Consider the following 18,525-nt stretch of genomic DNA (forward strand, 5'->3'; position numbering starts at 1 on the left):
CCCTCGGGTCAAGCCTTATGCGTGGGTTTCGGCTGTTTCGGCTGTTTCAGTTGTGACCAGAAGCGCCATGGCAATAAGTTTGAGCGCGCAAGGCAGTGCGGCGTAGAGCAGGGACAAGGCCAAAAGCGCATCGGGCGGGTTGTCTGTGCCCGGGGTGAAGCCTGCGGCAGACAGCGCGGGCAGAAGCGTAGCTGCGGCCAGGGCAAGCGAAAGCTTGGACATAAAGGACCACAAGCCGAACGCTGCGCCCTCGCCCTTGCCAAGGGCAGACAGGCGGCGTGCGAACAGGGCAGGCAACAGGGTAAGGTCGGCACCCAGCGCGGCACCGGATGCCGCACAGATCACGGCAAAGGGCAACGCATCGCCTTCGCGCAAGGCGACAGCCCAGAGGAAGGCGGCGATGGCCAGCGCCATGGCGGCCAGCAGGCTGCGCTTTGCGCCAAAGCGGGCGGCGCTCCGGCTCCAAAACGGGGCAGAGGCGGCGGCGGAGAGGAAGAACAACAAAAGCAACGGGCCCTCAAGACCGGGGGCGCCAAGGCGGCTTTCGACGAAAAAAAGGAACAGGGTGGAGGTCACGGCCACAGGGGCCGCGTTCAGCAGCGCGATCAGTAAAAGACGGCGCGAGAGCGGGTCGGCGAGAATGGGGCGGAACAGGCCGACGGCATCGGCAGGGGTCTGCGTTGCCGGGGCGGCGGTCCATTCACGGCGCATCGTGACCACGGCGACGAGCGCAAGCAAGGCGAAGCCAGCGGCAAAGCCGGTGAAGGGGCGGTCCGTAAAGCTGCCAAGCACCACCGGCGCAACGGCGGCAAGCGAAACGCCCAAAAGCGACCCGGTTTCCCGCCAGCCCGCAAGCCGGAAGTGGCCAGTGGGGCCAAGCAGGGCAGCTTTTTCGACGCCTTGGGCGTAGAAAACGATGGTGAGAAACGAAAACCCGCTGAACAGCAGCGCAAGGGTTATGGCGAACCATGCCAACGGCGCTATGGGCGGGGCAATGGCGAAAAGGCCAATCATTGCAAGGGCCATCACCATAGCCGCCCCCCAGACCAAAGCCGCGCGGCGCTTGCGCCCCGCCTCGGCCAGCCAGCCCAACAGGGGGTCTTGGACCACATCAATCAGACGCAGCGCGGCAAGGGTTAGCCCAAGTGCAGTCAAGCTGGTGCCGTAGGTGTCAACATAGAATTTGGGCGCGTGAATATAGATCGGCAAGCCTGCAGCGGCGATCATGGCCGCGAACAGCGACCATGGCCAAAGCGGCGGCCAGAGCGGGGCAGCTTTGGTCATCTGGTGACGTCTTCGGCCGGGGGCTTGGGGTGGCTGCGGAACTTTGCGCCCTTGATCGCCAGTTTCAGTGCCTGCCAATGGATCAGCGCCAACACCCGGCGCGAGCCAAACGGGCGGCGCAGGCAGGCGCGCAGAATGCCCGTGTTGGTCAAGGGCACACGGGCGCCGGTCAGGTTGGTAAACAACCCGCCACCCGGAGTGGTGTAGTCGATCCAGATGCCGATACGGTCGTCGGTGATGTCAAAGCGGAACGCATAGCCGCCCTCGATCGGTTGAAAGGGTGAGACATAGAAGATCTTGCGCGCGCTGAGTGTATCCTCGCGGGTGATCGGGCCATGGTTGTCGTGATGCGCAAGGTAGGAGTGGCGGTCGCCATAGGTGTTCGACACTTCGGCAATCACCGTGCGCAGATCGCCCGCCGCATCATAGCACAACCAGAACGAGACCGGGTTGAAGACATGCCCCAGAATGCGCGGCTGAGCCATCAGGATAATGCGGGCGGGTGTTGGAAGGTTGTGCGTGGCCAGCACCTCGCGCACCCATGCCGACCCCCTGCCCTGCCCCGGCAGCCCGCCATGGTCAGTGTCCCAAAGCGCAGTCAGGTTGCGGCGGTTGCGACCAAAAAGGCTTGGCCCATCTGCGGGGGCCTCGACATCAAGGGCAATGTAATCAACGGTATAGCGAAAGCTGTTCTGGACCGCGCCCTTGCGGCCATGAAACGTCTGACCGTGGATCATATCCACTGTCATACGGTCATGCCAGACGCGCTTCGGTGGCCCATTGCGGTCACCGCATCCACTGCGCTGCCGATACCATCTTCATGGAAGCCGTTTTTCATCCACGCGCCACAGAACCATGTGTTTGCGGTGCCGTTCATCATTCGGATAGCCCCTTGGGCCGCCAGCGCCGCCGCATCATAGACCGGGTGGCGGAAGGTGACACTGTCATAAATGCACTCATCCCGGATCGCGCGGTTGCTGTTGAGCGTTACAAAATGCGGATCATCCTGCGGGATGGGTTGCAGGCTGTTCATCCAATAGGTCAGGTCGATGCGGTCGCCTGGCCCGCCTTTTGGCTCAACATAGGCCCAGCTTGACCAGGTCTTGCGCAGCCGCGGCATCAGGCTCTCGTCGCAGTGCAACACGGCTTCATTCGACTGATAACGCACGGCCCCCAAGCTGGCGCGTTCGGCGGCAGAAGCATCGGACAGCAGCGCCAATGCATCATCGGAATGGGTCGCAAAAATGACGTCATCAAACGATTCCCATTCCGAGCCGTGAGGGCGGACCTGAACGCCGCCATCGCCCCGCTGCACAGCCGCAATGGTGGCCCCAAGCCGCAGATCTACGCCCTGCCGCACCAGTGCGGCCTGAAGGCGCTGCACATATTGCACCGAGCCGCCCTGAACGGTGAACCATTGGTGCTGGCCTTCGGTATGCAAAAGCCGGTGGTTGTTGAAAAACCGGATCATCGCATCCGCTGGAAAATCGAGGATACCCTTGGTCGGCGTCGACCAGATCGCCCCCGAGAACGGGGTGATGTAATAGTCGCGGAAATAATCCCCAGTGCCAAGCGCCGCCAGCAGATCGCGGATCACCATACCGGGCTTGGCGACTGACACCGCGTGCTTGTTGAACCGCAGAATATCGCGGATCATACCGATAAACTTCGGGTTCAGCAGGTTTTTGCGCTGGGCGAACAGGGTATCAAGATTGGCCAGCGCATATTCGATGCGGCCACCGTCAATGCTGGCGCCAAAGCTCATTGTGCTTCTGGCCGTGGGCACGTCGAGTTTTTCAAACAACCGGACGAGATGCGGATAGTTGACATGGTTGAAAACGATAAATCCGGTATCCACCGGCTGATCCCCGCGCTTGCCTGCCATAACAGTGCGGGCATGCCCTCCAAGTCGCCGCTCAGCCTCGAACAACACGACATGGTTAGCATCACCCAGCATATGGGCAGCAGACATACCAGTGATGCCCCCCCCGATCACGGCAATGCGGCGCGGAGCAGAGGCGGCGGTCTCGAATGGCATAGGACGGCTTTCTTTGTTCGTTTTGCGGTTATACGCACAGATCGTCGCGCAGATCACTTGTCCAGTTGCAGCGCCCACGCAGGATTGACAACGATTGTACGAAAACCAGATTGCTGAAATGTGATCCAACCTAAGACATGCCGCGTAGACAGAGTATGATGTTCGATGCAATTGCACCCCAGAAAGCGTATGCAACTGTCAACCCTCGGCTTTACGCTGCGGGCGATAGGTGTATGACGCCGAAAAAGGGGAACCTGCGTTTGACAGCAGATGCCGAACAAATCGATTGGTCAGCCCTTGTTTTCCGGGTGCGTGACGATCAGGACAAGGTGGCTTTTGCTGCCCTGTTTCGGCATTTTGCGCCACGGGTAAAGGCGTTCTTGATGAAATCAGGGGCAAGTGAAGCCTTGGCCGAAGAATGTGCGCAGGATGTTATGGCCACGCTTTGGCAAAAGGCGCGGCTGTTTGATGCAGAGCGGGCATCGGTGGCCACTTGGGTCTTCACCATCGCCCGAAACCGACGGATCGACGCGCTGCGCAAATCGCGTCGCCCCGAGCCAGAAGAATTACCATGGGGACCAGAACCCGAACCCGATCAGGCCGAGGTGCTTGAGGCTCAGCAAGAAACCGAACGCTTAGGCACTGCGCTGGCACAATTGCCCTTGAAGCAGCGCGTTTTGATTGAACGGGCCTATTTTGGCGACCTGTCGCACAGTGAAATTGCGGCCGAAACCGGCTTACCGCTGGGAACAATCAAATCGCGGATACGACTGGCGCTGGAACGGCTGCGCCATCAGATGGATGTGAAGGCAACGGATAAATGAAGATCAAACATCACATGTCGGATGAATTGTTGATGGCCTATGCGGCAGCAGAATTGCCGGAAGCATTCAACCTTGTAATTGCAGCACATCTTTCGATGTGTGACGAATGCCGCGCGCGGTCGATGGCCTTTGACGCCCTTGGCGGGGCGGTGATTGAAGACAGCACCTGCGACATGTCGGCGGGCAGTCTTGAGACGTGCCTGGCGCGGATCGGCGCCATGTCGCAAACCGATGCCCCGTTGGCACGGCGGCAGGACAGTGTTTTGCCCGCCCCTTTGATGGATTATGTGGGCGGCGGGGTAGATTCGGTCAAATGGCGCCCGCTGGGCATGGGGGTGCGCCAAGCGATCTTGCGCACGGGTGACAAAGGGGCTTCTGCGCGGCTTTTGTACATTCCCGCCGGGGCTTCAATGCCGGATCACGGACATAACGGGCTGGAACTGACCTTGGTCTTGCAAGGTGCGTTCCGCGATGAGGCAGATCGTTTTGCCCGCGGCGATGTTGAAATTGCCGACGCGTCGGTCGAGCATACCCCGGTTGCCGAAGCGGGAGAGGCTTGTATTTGCTTGGTGGCAACCCAAGGTTCGTTGAAGTTCACCGCCCTTCTGCCGCGTCTGGCACAGCCGTTCTTCCGGATCTGATCACTCGGCCGCGCTGGGGGCAATCACTGGTGTGGACGGGGTATTGGCGATTTCCTCAAAGTCAAAATTGTCCAGACGGCGGGCGCGTTTGGTGGCTTTGTCAGAGCTGATCTTGATTTCCTCGATGTCTTTTGCCGCCTGCACAAAATGCCGGTCAAGGTTTTCGACACGTGTGCCCAGACGGTCGACATCGGCATAAAGCAACGCCAGTTCCTTGCGGATCGCGCCCGCCTGCTCACGCATCCGGGCATCTTTCAGCACCGCGCGCATGGTGTTCAGCGTGGCCATGCAGGTGGTGGGCGACACAATCCAGACCTTTACCGCAAAGCCTTCGCGGACGATTTCGGGGAAGTTCGAATGTAGTTCGGCATAAACAGCCTCGGACGGCAGGAACATCAAAGCGCCGTCGGCAGTTTCCCCTTCGATGATGTATTTCTCGGCGATGGCGCGGATGTGCTGGCGCACTGCACCGCGCATCAGGGTTGCTGCTTCTTGTGCCTGCCGGGGGTTTTCGGCGCGGCGGATCGCCTCATACGCCTCAAGCGGGAATTTCGCGTCAATAACGATTGGTCCGGGAGGTTGCGGTAAATGGATCAGGCAATCGGCGCGGCGGTTGTTCGAAAGCGTGGCCTGCATGGTGTAGGCGTCTTTCGGCAAGGCTTTTTGCACGATGTCATGCAACTGGATTTCACCAAAGGCACCACGCGTTTGCTTGTTGGACAAGATATCTTGCAGGCTGAGCACATTGCCCGACAGTTTCTCGATATTCGCCTGCGCTTTGTCGATGGTCTCCAGCCGTTGCTGCAATTCGCCCAAAGACCGCGCCGTCCGGGTAGAGGTGCCGTGCAGGCTTTCACCCATCTGGCGCGAAACTTCGGCAAGGCGCTGCTCCATCACTTGCAACATTGCGGTTTGGGAAACGGCCTGTGCCTCGGACACATGGTGCAGGCCACCCGCCAATCGTTCCTGGCCGTCACCCAAATTTTGCACGCGCTGCGCCAGCCAGCCAATTTCGCGCATCAGGGGTTCGGCCATGGTCGCCGACCGCCCCGCTGTACGCAAGATAAGGGCAAGGAATATCAAAAGGATCAGCGCCGCACCGCCAAGAACCAGCACCTCGGGGTCGGTGATTGCAAAAGTCTGGCCAAAAAGAGTGATCATCTGCGCCCGAACAACCGCTCAATATCGTGGAGTTTCAGTTCAACATAGGTAGGGCGGCCATGGTTGCACTGGCCCGAATGCGGTGTCGCCTCCATCTCGCGCAAAAGCGCGTTCATTTCCTCGGCCCGCATCTGTCGGCCCGAACGGACAGAGCCGTGGCAGGCCATCCGCGACAACACCGCATCAATTTTTGCGCGGAGAAGGTGGGTTTGGCCGGCGTCGGCCAGTTCATCAAGCACGTCGCGGATCAGCGCAGCGGCGTTGACTGTGCCAAGAACAGCCGGAGTTTCGCGCACCGCGATAGCATTGCCGCCAAACGGTTCAATCACCAGCCCGATTTCGGCCAGCGTGGGCGCAGCATCAAGCAGGCGCGTGGCATCGGTTGCGGACATTTCCACGATCTCTGGGATCAAAAGCGCCTGTGCGGCGATTCCAGTATCGGCCATCTGGCGTTTGAGGCGTTCATAGACCAGCCGTTCATGCGCGGCGTGCTGATCAACAATGACGATACCCGTCTCGGTTTGGGCGATGATATAGTTTTCATGCAGCTGTGCACGGGCCGCACCAAGCGGGTGGCTCTCATCGCGCGGCTCGTTGCGATCTTCGATCCGTGCCGTCGGCATTTCGGCAAAGCCCGAAGCGGGGTCGGGTGCCTGAAAGGCAAAGGCGCGGGCAAAACTGGCCTGCGAGGGGCGGTCCATCTGATAAACACGCGGCGGCTCGGGGCGCATGGCGGCAAGGGTTTCCGTGGCCACGGTGGTAGAAGCGCGGTGACCTGCGCCCGAAAGTGCTGAGCGCAGGCCGGTGATGATCAGGCTACGGGCGGCGTCGGGTTCACGGAAGCGGACCTCGGCCTTGGCGGGGTGGACGTTCACATCCACTCGTTCTGGGTCGCACGACAGGTTCAGCACGGCGGCCGGGTGGCGGTCGCGTGACAGGAAATCGAAATAGGCAACCCTCAGCGCGCCCAAAAGCAGCTTGTCCAGCACCGGGCGGCCATTGACGAAGACAAATTGCTGTGCCGATGAGCCGCGCGAATAGGTGGGCAAAGCAGCATATCCGGTCAGGTGCAGCCCATCGCGGGGAACGTCGATGCGCAGGGCATTGCTTGTGAAATCTGCGCCCAGAATGCCGGTCAAGCGACCGTGTAGCGCGTCAAAGAAATCGCCCGATTGCGGGTCAGCACGAAACAGTGTGCGGCTGTCACCGTTTGATACTTCGGTCAGGGTAAAGCCGACATGCGGTTCGGCCATGGCCAGCCGCCGCAGCACCTCGGCGATCGTCTGCGCCTCTGCCCGGTCGGTGCGCAGGAATTTCAGCCGCGCAGGTGTGGCGTAGAACAGATCGCGCAGTTCAACCACAGTGCCACGAGTCAGCGCTGCAGGGCGCACACCGGCCATACGCCCCCCGGCGACAGTGATCTGCGCTGCATCTTGGCCCGCCGCGCGGGAGGTGAGGGTCAGGCGACCCACAGCACCCAGCGAAGCCAGCGCCTCACCGCGAAAGCCAAAGCTGTGGATGTTCAGAAGGTCTGATCCGTCGATCTTTGACGTGGCATGCCGGGCAATGGCAAGCGGCAGATCGGCGGCGGTCATGCCGCAGCCGTCGTCTGTCACCCGGATAAGCGTCTTGCCACCATCGGCAAATTCCACCGTGATGCGGGTGGCCCCCGCGTCGAGCGCGTTTTCCACCAGTTCTTTGACCGCAGAGGCCGGACGTTCGACCACCTCTCCCGCGGCGATGCGGTTGATTGAAGCCTCGTCCAGCGGCCGGATGACCGGGCGGTCCATGGATATGTTGGGGGTCGCCATGTTCATACCCCCAAGTTTAGCATCACTCGTCCTTAAGGGCCATAGATTCGGTCAATCGGTCGAGCCAACACCTTCGGGCTGGCCCACAACCACAAAGCGCAAATCTGCCTCGCGGAACAAGGTTGCCGCTACCCGCGCCACGTCTTCCATCGTGACCGCTTCCACCTTGGCGTTGCGGGTTTTCGGGTAGTCCGGCGCAAGGCCAATCATCTGCATCCCGACCAGCATCGCCGCAATAGGCCTGTTGCCATCGAAACGGAGCGGGTAATTGCCTGTCAGGTAGGTCTTGGTGTTTTCCAGCTCAGCCGCAGTTACACCATCGGTGGCAATCTTGCGCCATTCGTCGCGGATAACGTCAATCGCCTGCCCCACGGTGCCATTGGCCGAGGAAAACTGCCCCATCAGCAATTCGGCTTGATCGTAGCCCAGCAAATAGCTGCCGATACCATAGGTCAGGCCGCGACGATCACGCACTTCGGACATCAACCGCGCCGAAAACCGCCCGCCGCCCAGAATTTCGTTCAGGATGGAGGCCGCGAAAAAGTCGGGGTCATCGCGTTTGATACCCTGATGGCCAAAGATCACGGTCGATTGCGGGCCGGGGAAATCCTGAACTGTAATGCCCCCTGTCAACGCCATCGGCGCGCGGTCTGGCAGTGGTGCGCCCGTGGCAGGCAGAGCCCCCAGCAGCGTGTCCAGCAAAGGGCCAAGCTCTGCCGCCGAAATATCGCCCGCCGCCGAGACATAGATCCGGTCAAGCGCAATAGAGGCGCGGTGCGCGTCCAGTATGTCATCGCGGGTCAGCGCAGTGACGGACTCCTCCGTGCCATCGCCGGTGCTGGCATAGGGGTGATCGCCGTAAGCCATTTCGCGCAGGCGACGGCTGGCAAGCGTGCCGGGATTCTTGGCATCTTGCCGCAAGCCTGCAAGCACCTGGCCCCGCACCCGGTCAAGCGCGTCTTGGTCAAAGCGCGGCTCCACCAAGGCGCGGCGCAACAGATCAACGGCCTCGTCCCGGTTTTCGGTCAGAAAGCGGGCCGACACGCCAACGGAATCCTGATCCGAGGAAAAGCTGAAACTGGCGGCCAAAGAATCGCGGGCGCGGGCGAAACCGACAGAGTCGAGATCACCGGTGCCTTCCTCGATCATGGCTGTCATCAGGTTGACCGCGCCGCGCTTGCCAGGCATGTCCAACGCAGTGCCCCCCCGAAAGCGAATTTCCAGCGCAGTAAAAGGAATGCCCGGCTCTTCGACCAGCCAAGCGGTGATACCACCCGGCGAAGTCACGGTCTGGATGTCAATTTCGGCGCGGGCGGGCAGTGCAAAGGCCACCAACAGGGCCGCGAGTTTAAACATATTCATTGCGCGGCCTCTTCAGTGGGCATCAGCCATCCGGTCACTGCGCGGTTGCGGTTCAGCACCTCACGCGCGGCATCTTGCACCTGTTCGGGAGTCACCGCATCCAGCACGGCAGGCCAGTCCTGCACATCCTGCACGGTCAGACCAACGGCCAAGGCTTCGCCATAGCGGCGGGCAAGTCCATCAACGTTGTCGCGGGCATAGATCTGATTGGCGCGGATCTGGGTCTTGATCCGGGCGAAGTCTTCGGCATCCGGTCCCGCGTCAACGAAATCGGCGATCACAGCATCCATCGCAGCTTCAGCCGTGGCCAGATCAACACCCGGCATCGGCACCACAAGCAGCCCGAATGTGGACTCGTCCAACCCCGTCCCGTCATAGAATGCCGAGGAATACACCGCCACCGGATTTGCCCCGAATTGCAACGCCTGCGCAAAGAGCGAGGTCTGCCCAGAGCCGCCCAGAATCTCGGCCAGAATGGTCAGCGCAGCGGCCTTTTCCTGATCGCCCGGATCGCGTTCCGGGGCAAGATAGCTGCGCAACACATATGGCTCTGACACACGCTGATCGGTCAGCGTCATGCGACGTTCCGCGATTTGCGGCGGCTCAGCCGGGCGTTTCCGGTCGGTGATGGCATCAGATGGTGCCAACGGGCCGTAATGCCTTTGCGCCATCTCGCGCACGGCTTCGGGCGTCACATCACCTGCGACCACCAGAATAGCGTTATTTGGCGCATAAAAGCGCGTGTAGTGATCCAAGGCCGCCTGACGGTCGAGCGTCTCCATCTCGTGCAGCCAGCCAATGATGGGAATGCCGTAGGGATGGTTCAAAAACTGGGCGGCGCGCATTTGTTCTTGCAACAGCGCCCCCGGGCTGCTGTCTGTGCGTTGCTTGCGCTCTTCGATAATCACCGCGCGTTCTGTCGTGATATCATCTTCGGAAATCTGCAGGTTGCGCATCCGATCAGCCTCTAGCCGCATCATCAGAACAAGACGGTCTGCCGCAACGCGCTGAAAATAGGCAGTATAATCCCAGCTGGTAAACGCGTTGTCATTGCCGCCCTGCGCCTCGACCGTGGCCGAGAATTCTCCGGGTGCAAGCGTATCGGTGCCCTTGAACATCAGGTGCTCCAGAAAATGCGCAATGCCGGAACGGCCGGGCGCCTCGTCCGCTGCGCCGGTGCGATACCAGACCATTTGGGTAACAACCGGGGCGCGGTGATCTTCGATCACCACCACCTCCAGCCCGTTATCGAGACGAAAGGTGGTGACATCTTCGGCCAGAAGCGGTGTGGCGGCCAAAAGGCATAGCGCAAGTGTGCGACGCAGCATTGCGGAGAATTCCTTGATGGTTATACAACAAAGCTACGCGGCGGCGCGCAATGCGCAAGCCCTGCTTACGGCAAAGTGACCAAGGCAGACCTGCGCAGACTATTCGCCCTTTTTCGGCGGCGGTGCAGACGGGGTCCGGACACCGCGCTGACGCCAGCGCCACAGTTCGGCGTGCTGATCAAGCTGCTGATCCTCATAGGCGCGGTAATAGACGTTCACGTTGAACAGGCGTTCCAGAATACGGCCATTGTTGTCACGCCGCCATTGCAGATCCTCTGCCGCGACGGTCTGCCGAATGCCCGCTGCAATGCCAAAGCGCGACACATGACTGACCAACCCGGCATCAAGTCCTGCCCCTGCACCCGGACGGCCACCAAGCGCGATGATCGCATCCGCTTCTGGCGTGGGGTCTGTGCGGTTGCTTCCGCCCAGCGTTGGTTCAGGCAATTGCGCAAGGTCGGTCGGCATTTCCAAAGGCTTGGGTGGCAGAATGCCGAACTCATCCGGGCCAGAGGTCGACGAGCGCACATTCATCAGTTGGGGTGGCTTATCACCATTGCCGCAACCAGCAAGAATCGCCGCGCATGTCATCGCGAGGATTATCCGTGCTGTCTGCATCATCGCCTCCACCAAGTCAGTCGTTCATGTTCTTAGCGCAATCGTCACCCCGCGTCACGGGGTCTTTCGGCGCGGTTTGCGAGGTGTCTTATCTTTGCCGCCTCCGGTGAACAGTACCAGCCCTGCAGCGCCCGCAAAGATCGCAATATCAGCCACGTTGAACGCATAAGGGTTTTCAATCCCGCAGCAGGACATGTTCAGAAAATCGGCCACTGCGCCGTAGATAATTCGGTCAATCACATTGCCCAGCGCACCGCCAACCAGCAGCCCCGCCGAGATTTGCGCCCAGCGCCCCGGATTTTCCCGCCCCACCCAGACCCAGACCCAAGCCGAAATTGCCAGTGAAATCAGGATCAGACCCCAGCGCACCAGATCGGCATCATTGGCCAGCAGGCCAAAGTTGATCCCCCGGTTCCACGCCATGCGGAACACGAGGAAAGGCGGCACCACCTCGATCACGCCACGCTCGATCAGGTTAAGGCCCTGAACAACGGCCAGCTTTGAAAGCTGGTCAAGGACAAAGGTTGTAATCGCTGTGATGGTGGCTGTACGCATGAGTCAGTGCCGGAAATGGCGCATGCCGGTGAAGACCATAGCAAGGCCCGCTTCATCCGCGGCGGCAATCACTTGTGCATCGTTCATGCTGCCGCCGGGTTGGATGACCGCTGTCGCCCCAGCCTCGGCCACTGTCAGCAAGCCGTCGGGAAAGGGGAAGAACGCGTCAGAGGCGACGGCAGAGCCAATGGTCAGCGGCTGCGGCAGGCCCAGCGCCTCGGCCATGTCCTGCGCCTTGCGCGCGGCGATACGGGTGCTGTCGACCCGACTCATCTGCCCGGCCCCGACACCGACCGTTGCTACGTCCTTGACGTAGACAATGGCGTTGGATTTTACGTGTTTGGCGACTTTCCACGCAAACAGCAGGTCGGCCATTTCCGCATCTGACGGCGCGCGTTTGGTCACCACCTTCAGATCGGCGGGGTTGATCCAGCCGTTATCACGGTCCTGCACCAGCATCCCGCCCGACACCTGTTTAAAGGCAAGGCCACCTGCGCGCGGATCGGGCAGGCCCGCCGTTGTCAGCAAGCGCAGGTTTTTCTTGGCCGCAAAGATCGCGCGGGCCTCATCACTCGCGCCCGGTGCGATGACGACTTCGGTGAATATCTTGACGATCTCCTCCGCCGTTTCAGCATCAAGCGGTTGGTTCAGCGCGATAATCCCGCCAAAGGCAGAGGTCTGATCGCAGTGATAGGCACGCAGATAGGCATCTTTCAGGCTGCTTGCCCGCCCCACGCCGCTGGGGTTTGCGTGTTTGATGATCGCGCAGGCGGGGCCTTGATCGGGGGCGAATTCGGCTACCAGTTCAAAGGCGGCGTCAGTGTCATTGATGTTGTTGTAGGACAATTCCTTGCCCTGCCACTGGCGAGCAGTAGAGACGCCTTCGCGCTTTGACCCATCGGTATAGAACGCCGCCATCTGGTGCGGGTTTTCGCCATAGCGCAGGGTTTGCGCCAGTTTGCCCGCAAAAGAACGGTTGCGTGGGGCCTTTTCCTTGATCTCGCCCGCAAGCCAAGTGCTGACAGCGGTGTCATAGGCGGCGGTCTTAGCATAAGCTGACAGTGCCAGCTTCTGGCGGAAGGCAAGGCCGGTCGCGCCGTCCTGTGCTTTCAACTGGTCCAGCAGCGGGGTGTAGTCGGCCGGATCTGTGACCACCGCCACAAACTTGTGGTTCTTTGCCGCCGCCCGGATCATGGCCGGGCCGCCGATGTCGATGTTTTCGATGCAGGTGGCGTGGTCAGCACCCTTGGCCACTGTCTCCTCGAACGGATACAGGTTGACGATAAGCAGGTCGATCGGTTCGATCCCGTGGGCGGCCATGGCGACAAGATGTTCATCATCATCGCGCAAGGCCAGCAACCCGCCATGCACCAAAGGGTGCAGCGTTTTCACCCGGCCATCCATCATTTCGGGAAAGCCCGTCACGTCAGACACATCGCGGACCGGCAGGCCTGCGGTGCGTAGCATCCCCGAGGTGCCGCCCGTAGAAATCAGCTCCACCCCCATGGCGTGCAGCGCGCGCGCAAAGTCCAGAAGGCCCGATTTGTCAGAGACGGAAATCAGCGCGCGGCCGATAGGGACGAGGTTGGTCATGGGCAGCCCTTTGGTCAGAGGGGGACCGGGGTGTCATCGCGGTCCAGATCGCGGATGGCCAGCGGAGTATCCTGTGCTTTGGCCAAGGTCCAGCCGATACGGGTCTCAATCTCGGCCGCATGACCGGAAAGCACGATCTGTTTGGTCGCACGCGGCTTTAGACGGCCACGTTCCAGATAAACCGACGGCTCCAGCGCCAATTTGGCGCGGCTGTCATGGCGGAACACCCATATTTCGCCTGATTTCAGGGCGATCGATATAGCATTGCCTCCCATGTCGAGGGTCGAATCAGTGTCGGGGTGCAGGTGAAAGCGGATCGAAAACGGCACGCCCTGCAATCCGGTCGCGGTCAGCACCCGTTCAAACCGGGCTTTGCCCTGTGAGTTCAGGGAGATAAGCGTATCGACCCCGGCGATATGACGCCCGTCGATAGACAGTGCCAGATCGCGCGCATGGGTAAGCCCATGGGTAAGCGCCCAGCCATCATGGGCGGCATGCAAAGCGGCCCCTTCGGCTGTGGACTGTTGGCGCAAGGTCAACACAGTGGCACGTTCTGCCAGTATCTCGCCCTCACCCGCCCCAAAGCGGGACGAAGACGCGCCGTCGATGCCCAGCGTGGAATGCGAGGGGGTTGCCCGCCCTGCCCTCCGCCATTCCGTGCCAAAGGGCGCGCCCGATCCGCAGTTGACCACCAGCGGTCTGCGGCCTGACGTCACCTCCATTGCGAGGGTGGAGGCGTGGGCCGATCCGCCCGCACGCCCGCCGGGGGGCGCTGCGGCATCGAGCAGAATCGAGGTGCGCGCGAATGACAGACGCACATAGCCCATAGCCGGGGCGTTGCCGTGGCCCAGTGCCTTGTGCGGGCGAATTCCTGCACTGGCAAGTGCCTGGTCCAGCCGCCCTTCGGCCCCTTTGCCCCCGCCATGAAATCGCGCCAGTCCGCCATCGGCATGACGCAACGCACGCAAGGTGGGGGCGATGCGTTCAATAGCGTCAAGGTGCTCGTCGGGCACCGGGTGGCCTGCCTCGGTCAGGGCAAGTGCGGCCCAGTTCAACAGGGTGAACACCTCCAGCAGTTCTTCGGGGTTTCGGGTGGTGATACCACCACCTGCATCCACTTCGGTCTTGGCTTCAACAGCCAGCGCGGCAACGGCAGGAGAGACCAGAGACTCCATCCCGATCAACGACAAGCCTGCATAAACCAGCCCGGTCAAGGCCTCGAACCGCGGCAGGCCGGGGGCGGCTTTTGACCAATGGCGCGACAAATAGCGGGTCTGCACGGTCAGTGCCCGGTAATAGGCGTCGGTTGCACCTCTGTCCGCACCGTTCAACAAGAACAGCGCATGGTGAATCCAACGGATCACCCGCCGCCCGGTCAGGTTTGGCGTCCAGCCGGGACCACGGCCCGCGCCAAAACGATCAATCCACTCATGGGTCCAGTTCTGCGCTCGGCTGCGGGCCTGCGCATCGCCCAGCGCAGCCAGATCGTCAAGCCAGCCAAAGCCTTGAAGTTCCGCAGCAAAATCGACATCGGGTGGGGCAATATCCCACAATCCAGTGCCGGGGGCTTCAATCAGGTGGCCAGAGAACAGGTAGTTACCCGCCACCAACTGCCGTCCCTTGGCAAACAGCCCAATCGAGCGCGGTTCGGGCGACGAGGTGAACCCCTGCGCCATAGGGCCACGCGCTGCGCGCCACACGGCAAGCCGCGCGCGCCAACCGCCCGCGCCAAAGCCACCATGAGATGCGCGATATGTCGCCATTTGGTTCCGCCCGCCCTGCCCGCCCGGATTCCCGGTGCTTGTCAGCGCGCAGCATAGCCGATGCGCGGGGCGTCTGTCACCCCACGCTTCACGGGCTAGCCCAGATGATCAACCCGCTGAAGATACTGCACCAACCCCTGCACCTGATCCATCCAGACCGCGATCAGTTTCGGGTCATGCGGGGCTGCATGCACACCCGCCGGAATTTCGCGGCTTGCCACCGCCTCAACCCCCAATGACACCGGGACCGAGACCAGACGACCCATCGCGGTGCCGCGCGCATCGCCTGCAGCATCCATCGCCCATGTTTCATGGAACACCGGGCGGCCATCGCGTTCCGCCTTCAGGCTGACGAACAGCACCACGCGGTCGGGTTCCCCCGGCGCATAGGAATTGTCTTTCAGAAGCACATTGGCGCGGGTGGTCAGGGCGGTGTCGATCTCGGCAGGGGTCAATCCTTCCAGTCCTTCGATCTCGGCAAAGATCGGCGCCCATGCGTCGGCCCAGCCGTTCAGGCGGATGGTGCCGCGCACAAAATCGCGCAGTTTCCATGCCGGATCAAAGCGGTAGTCGGCGATAAAGGGCAGGCTGTCGCGGTTTGGATAAACCTCAAAGCTCTCCGGCTGCGGCAGCGGGGCATCATAAGCGGTGATCGCATCCCAAGGCCGATTGACTCGCAGTTCCGAGAAGTTGCGCAAAGAGCGCGAGGGCGAGCGCAGGGCTTTCAGCACACCCGCCGGGGCCCATGAGAATTTGTAGCGAAAAGCGTTGGCCAGTTTGGGCACACCACCACAATAGCTGGTGAAGCTAAGCACGTTATCGGCGTGATAGGCGGGGCTGGCGCGGTAGCGCGCCACCAGATCATGCGCCATCAGGTGGTCAATGCCAGGATCAAGTCCGATTTCATTCAGCGAAACGAGGCCCTTTTCGCGAAACTGTGCATCCAGCGCACGCATGTCCGGCGCGATATAGCTGGAGGAGACAAAGTTCGCCCCTTTTTCCAGACAGAGCTGCGCAATCGGCACATGCTGATCGGCGGGCAGCATGGAAATGGCGATGTCGCCGGGCTGCAGGGCATCGGCCAGCGCCTGCGTGGTAAAGGCGCGGATGTCGGTGGCGATATCGCCCACCGCTTCACGCGCTTTGTCGACCGTGCGGTTCCACACCACAACCTTGTTGCCGCCGTCAATCAGCCGCCGCAGACCGGGGATTGAGGACAGACCCGTGCCGCACCAATGAATTGTCATATCCGTATCCCCTTAGACAGTTGCGATATGGCGGTCATATTCCGCCTTTGCCCGCCCCCAGACGCCCGCATCAAGTGCAGTCAGCGTCAGCAGGCTGGGCAAAAGTTGGGCTGCGTAATCCTCGCTTGATTCCACGGGCAGCAAGGAGGGCAGGTTGTCGATGGCAGTCACATCCAGCGGTGGATTTTGCGCCACTCGCAGCGCAGGCGCGGCCCAGTCGGTCGCGCGGTCATAGACCTTGATCGGCGAGAAATCCGAGGTGGGATCGCAGGCGATGTCACCGATCACGGTCAGCGCGCGGGATTCGGCTTTGGCGCTTGCGGGCACAAAGACCGGGCAACCGGGGCGGGCGAGGATGCAGTTCAGGAAAATCTCATGCTGAAGCACCTCGGGGAATGGACCGCCGTGCGCGGTTTCGGCCATGTCCCATTTGGTAACCTTGACGCCAAGGGCTTCGCACAGGTCACTTGCCCCGGTGCCAACCCGACCCAGCGCACCGATGACAATGGCGCGGGGGCGCAGCATCGTGTGCATTTCATCCGCCAGATCATCCAGCAGCGCCTGACGCCCCGGATATTTGGCGACAGGGCCGACCAGTTCGCCGCGCTGTTGGGCAGCCCATGTTTTCAGCGCCACAGCGGCCCCGGCATAACCCGCCCAATAGCCAAAGGCGGCGACACGGCGACCGTCTTCATTCACCAGATATTCCAGATCATACAGCGTGCCACCGCCTGCCTTGAAGCGTTTCAAAAGCGCGCGCCCGGCGGGTTGGCCCTTGTAGGCATGACCAAACATGATGTGGCGGTGCGGCAGCGGAGTGCCGTCTTCGGGCAGTTCTTTCAGGCCAAAGATGATGGCGTCAGCGGGAGCCTGAGGCCATGAGTTTTTTTCGGCAATCTGGCATCCCGCCTGCACATAGCCATCAAGCGGAATCGCGCGAACGGATGATTTCTCGACCGTCACCCGCAGCCCGGCCTGCACCAATGCGGCGGCACCGCTTGGTGTAAGGCCCACACGTTCTTCATTCGGGCGCTGTTCGGCCCGGACCCAAAGATGTGTCATTCGGTTGTTCCTTCGATAACATAGCCGCGCCTCATCGCCCGTTTGCGCCACCGCTCGGCGGCCATGCAGGCATCGCGCAGGTTTGAGAACCAGACCAGCAGATGTTGGCCGCCCCGTCCCTTTGGCCCCCATTCGCGCATGACGGAATACTCGCCAAACAGGTTATATGCAACCTCGACCCGGTAGAAGCGGGCGCGGCGTTGGGCGGTGCGGGTCATGAGAAAGGTCAGCAAAAGGCAGCCTCCATCTGGTCTTTCGGGTTCAGAGTTATCAGATATGACAGCGGGAAAAAGGAGAAAGCGATGCGCAACGGGATGCTTGCACTGGTGATTGCTGCCTTGGCCGGGGGGGCATGGTGGTTGTGGCAGGGGCGTTTGGCCAAGCCGCTGACAGCCGATGCGCTGGCCACGCGGCTGGCAGTGCCTTTGGCTGCGCCAGAGGGACCGCTGGCGGTCTATCACCTTGGGCATTCGCTGGTCGGGCGCGATATGCCCGCCCTTCTGGCACAGATGGCGGGGCATGATCACGCCAGCCAATTGGGGTGGGGCAGCAGCCTGAAAGACCATTGGCACGACGAAGTGGCCGGGTTTGAGACCGAAAACGCCCATGCACGACATCGCCCGGCAGGGCAGGCGCTGGACAGTGGCGACTATCAGGTGGTGGTGCTGACAGAGATGGTCGAGATCCGCGATGCCATCCGCTATCATGACAGCGCGCAACATCTGGCGCTGTGGGCACAGCGTGCACGCAAAGCGCGGCCCGATGTGCGGCTGTATCTGTATGAGACTTGGCATCGTACCGATGACTCCGAGGGTTGGTTGGCGCGGATCGACGCTGACAGCGCGCGCTATTGGCAGGGCGATGTGCTGGCTGGCGCGATGGCGCAGGAGGGTGTGGGCGCGATCTATGTCATACCAGGAGGCCCTGTGATGGCAGCGGTGGTCCGCGCAATTGACGCCGGGCAGGTGCCGGGACTGACCACGCGCGACGATCTGTTTGCCAGCGATGAGGTAGGGGCTGTCGATTCGATCCACTTCAACGATGCTGGCGCTTATCTCATGGCGCTGACCCATTATGCGGTGATCTATCAGCGCAACCCCAAGGGATTGCCCCACAATCTGACCCGCGCCGATGGGGCCCCGATCACAGCACTGTCAGAAGACACCGCGCGGGCGCTGCAACGGATAGTCTGGGACACGGTTTTTCGCTATGGTCTGACAGGCATGTCAAACGGTTAA

General features: G+C 61.3%; 17 protein-coding genes. 3 read left to right on the forward strand and 14 right to left on the reverse strand.

The features are described 5' to 3' along the window. Positions 1-15 precede the first annotated feature (15 nt). The 3 genes from Q8K08_RS16065 to Q8K08_RS16075 are packed head-to-tail and all read right to left on the reverse strand — an operon-like array spanning position 16 to position 3,322. Complete coding sequence (locus Q8K08_RS16065; protein WP_305250727.1) at positions 16-1,284, reverse strand: MFS transporter; 1,269 nt, start codon at positions 1,282-1,284, stop codon at positions 16-18. Continuing rightward, positions 1,281-2,033 carry a DUF1365 domain-containing protein gene (locus Q8K08_RS16070; protein WP_305250728.1) on the reverse strand — a complete coding sequence of 251 codons (753 nt, stop codon included), beginning with the start codon at positions 2,031-2,033 and terminating at the stop codon, positions 1,281-1,283. Before Q8K08_RS16070 ends, Q8K08_RS16065 begins: the two co-directional genes overlap by 4 nt. Further along, on the reverse strand, positions 2,030-3,322 hold the full coding sequence (locus tag Q8K08_RS16075) for an NAD(P)/FAD-dependent oxidoreductase (RefSeq protein ID WP_304800492.1): 1,293 nt from the start codon (positions 3,320-3,322) through the stop codon (positions 2,030-2,032). Before Q8K08_RS16075 ends, Q8K08_RS16070 begins: the two co-directional genes overlap by 4 nt. Before the next feature lie 260 nt (positions 3,323-3,582). Between Q8K08_RS16075 and Q8K08_RS16080 the strand changes: the two genes are divergently transcribed. After that, complete coding sequence (locus Q8K08_RS16080) at positions 3,583-4,146, forward strand: sigma-70 family RNA polymerase sigma factor (protein WP_370654133.1); 564 nt, start codon at positions 3,583-3,585, stop codon at positions 4,144-4,146. Further along, a complete protein-coding gene (locus tag Q8K08_RS16085) occupies positions 4,143-4,787 on the forward strand; it encodes a ChrR family anti-sigma-E factor (RefSeq protein WP_305250730.1) in 645 nt (214 codons plus the stop codon). The genes Q8K08_RS16080 and Q8K08_RS16085 overlap by 4 nt, the downstream gene beginning before the upstream one ends. On the opposite strand, the gene Q8K08_RS16090 is transcribed toward Q8K08_RS16085, so the two are convergent. From Q8K08_RS16090 to Q8K08_RS16140, 11 genes are all read right to left on the reverse strand, one after another. Beyond that, positions 4,788-5,948, reverse strand: coding sequence for a DNA recombination protein RmuC (locus tag Q8K08_RS16090; RefSeq protein ID WP_305250731.1), 1,161 nt, complete (start codon positions 5,946-5,948; stop codon positions 4,788-4,790). After that, complete coding sequence (gene mutL, locus Q8K08_RS16095; RefSeq protein WP_305250733.1) at positions 5,945-7,765, reverse strand: DNA mismatch repair endonuclease MutL; 1,821 nt, start codon at positions 7,763-7,765, stop codon at positions 5,945-5,947. Before mutL ends, Q8K08_RS16090 begins: the two co-directional genes overlap by 4 nt. Positions 7,766-7,810: 45 nt before the next feature. Then, positions 7,811-9,121, reverse strand: coding sequence for a pitrilysin family protein (locus tag Q8K08_RS16100; protein WP_304797332.1), 1,311 nt, complete (start codon positions 9,119-9,121; stop codon positions 7,811-7,813). Next, complete coding sequence (locus Q8K08_RS16105; RefSeq protein WP_305250736.1) at positions 9,118-10,449, reverse strand: pitrilysin family protein; 1,332 nt, start codon at positions 10,447-10,449, stop codon at positions 9,118-9,120. The genes Q8K08_RS16100 and Q8K08_RS16105 overlap by 4 nt, the downstream gene beginning before the upstream one ends. Positions 10,450-10,548: 99 nt before the next feature. Continuing rightward, the gene (locus tag Q8K08_RS16110) at positions 10,549-11,067 is read right to left on the reverse strand and encodes a DUF3035 domain-containing protein (RefSeq protein WP_305250737.1); all 519 of its coding nucleotides are present in this window, start codon (positions 11,065-11,067) and stop codon (positions 10,549-10,551) included. Positions 11,068-11,121: 54 nt separating this feature from the next. Next, a complete protein-coding gene (lspA, locus tag Q8K08_RS16115; protein ID WP_304797336.1) occupies positions 11,122-11,622 on the reverse strand; it encodes a signal peptidase II in 501 nt (166 codons plus the stop codon). Between the two features lie 3 nt (positions 11,623-11,625). Beyond that, positions 11,626-13,215 (reverse strand): bifunctional phosphoribosylaminoimidazolecarboxamide formyltransferase/IMP cyclohydrolase, encoded by a 1,590-nt coding sequence (gene purH, locus Q8K08_RS16120; protein ID WP_305250738.1) that lies wholly within the window; start codon positions 13,213-13,215, stop codon positions 11,626-11,628. 14 nt (positions 13,216-13,229) lie between these two features. Then, positions 13,230-14,978 carry a heparinase II/III family protein gene (locus Q8K08_RS16125; protein WP_370870557.1) on the reverse strand — a complete coding sequence of 583 codons (1,749 nt, stop codon included), beginning with the start codon at positions 14,976-14,978 and terminating at the stop codon, positions 13,230-13,232. A gap of 95 nt (positions 14,979-15,073) precedes the next feature. Further along, complete coding sequence (locus Q8K08_RS16130; protein WP_305250739.1) at positions 15,074-16,225, reverse strand: saccharopine dehydrogenase family protein; 1,152 nt, start codon at positions 16,223-16,225, stop codon at positions 15,074-15,076. 12 nt (positions 16,226-16,237) lie between these two features. Further along, on the reverse strand, positions 16,238-17,287 hold the full coding sequence (locus Q8K08_RS16135; RefSeq protein ID WP_304798538.1) for a saccharopine dehydrogenase: 1,050 nt from the start codon (positions 17,285-17,287) through the stop codon (positions 16,238-16,240). Then, positions 17,284-17,505, reverse strand: a complete 222-nt coding sequence (locus Q8K08_RS16140) for a WGR domain-containing protein (RefSeq protein ID WP_304798535.1) — start codon at positions 17,503-17,505, stop codon at positions 17,284-17,286. The genes Q8K08_RS16135 and Q8K08_RS16140 overlap by 4 nt, the downstream gene beginning before the upstream one ends. An 84-nt stretch (positions 17,506-17,589) precedes the next feature. Between Q8K08_RS16140 and Q8K08_RS16145 the strand changes: the two genes are divergently transcribed. Continuing rightward, positions 17,590-18,525, forward strand: coding sequence for a hypothetical protein (locus tag Q8K08_RS16145; protein WP_304798532.1), 936 nt, complete (start codon positions 17,590-17,592; stop codon positions 18,523-18,525).

Origin of the sequence: Pseudotabrizicola sp. (assembly GCF_030684215.1) — a bacterium.
Taxonomy (GTDB): domain Bacteria; phylum Pseudomonadota; class Alphaproteobacteria; order Rhodobacterales; family Rhodobacteraceae; genus Pseudotabrizicola.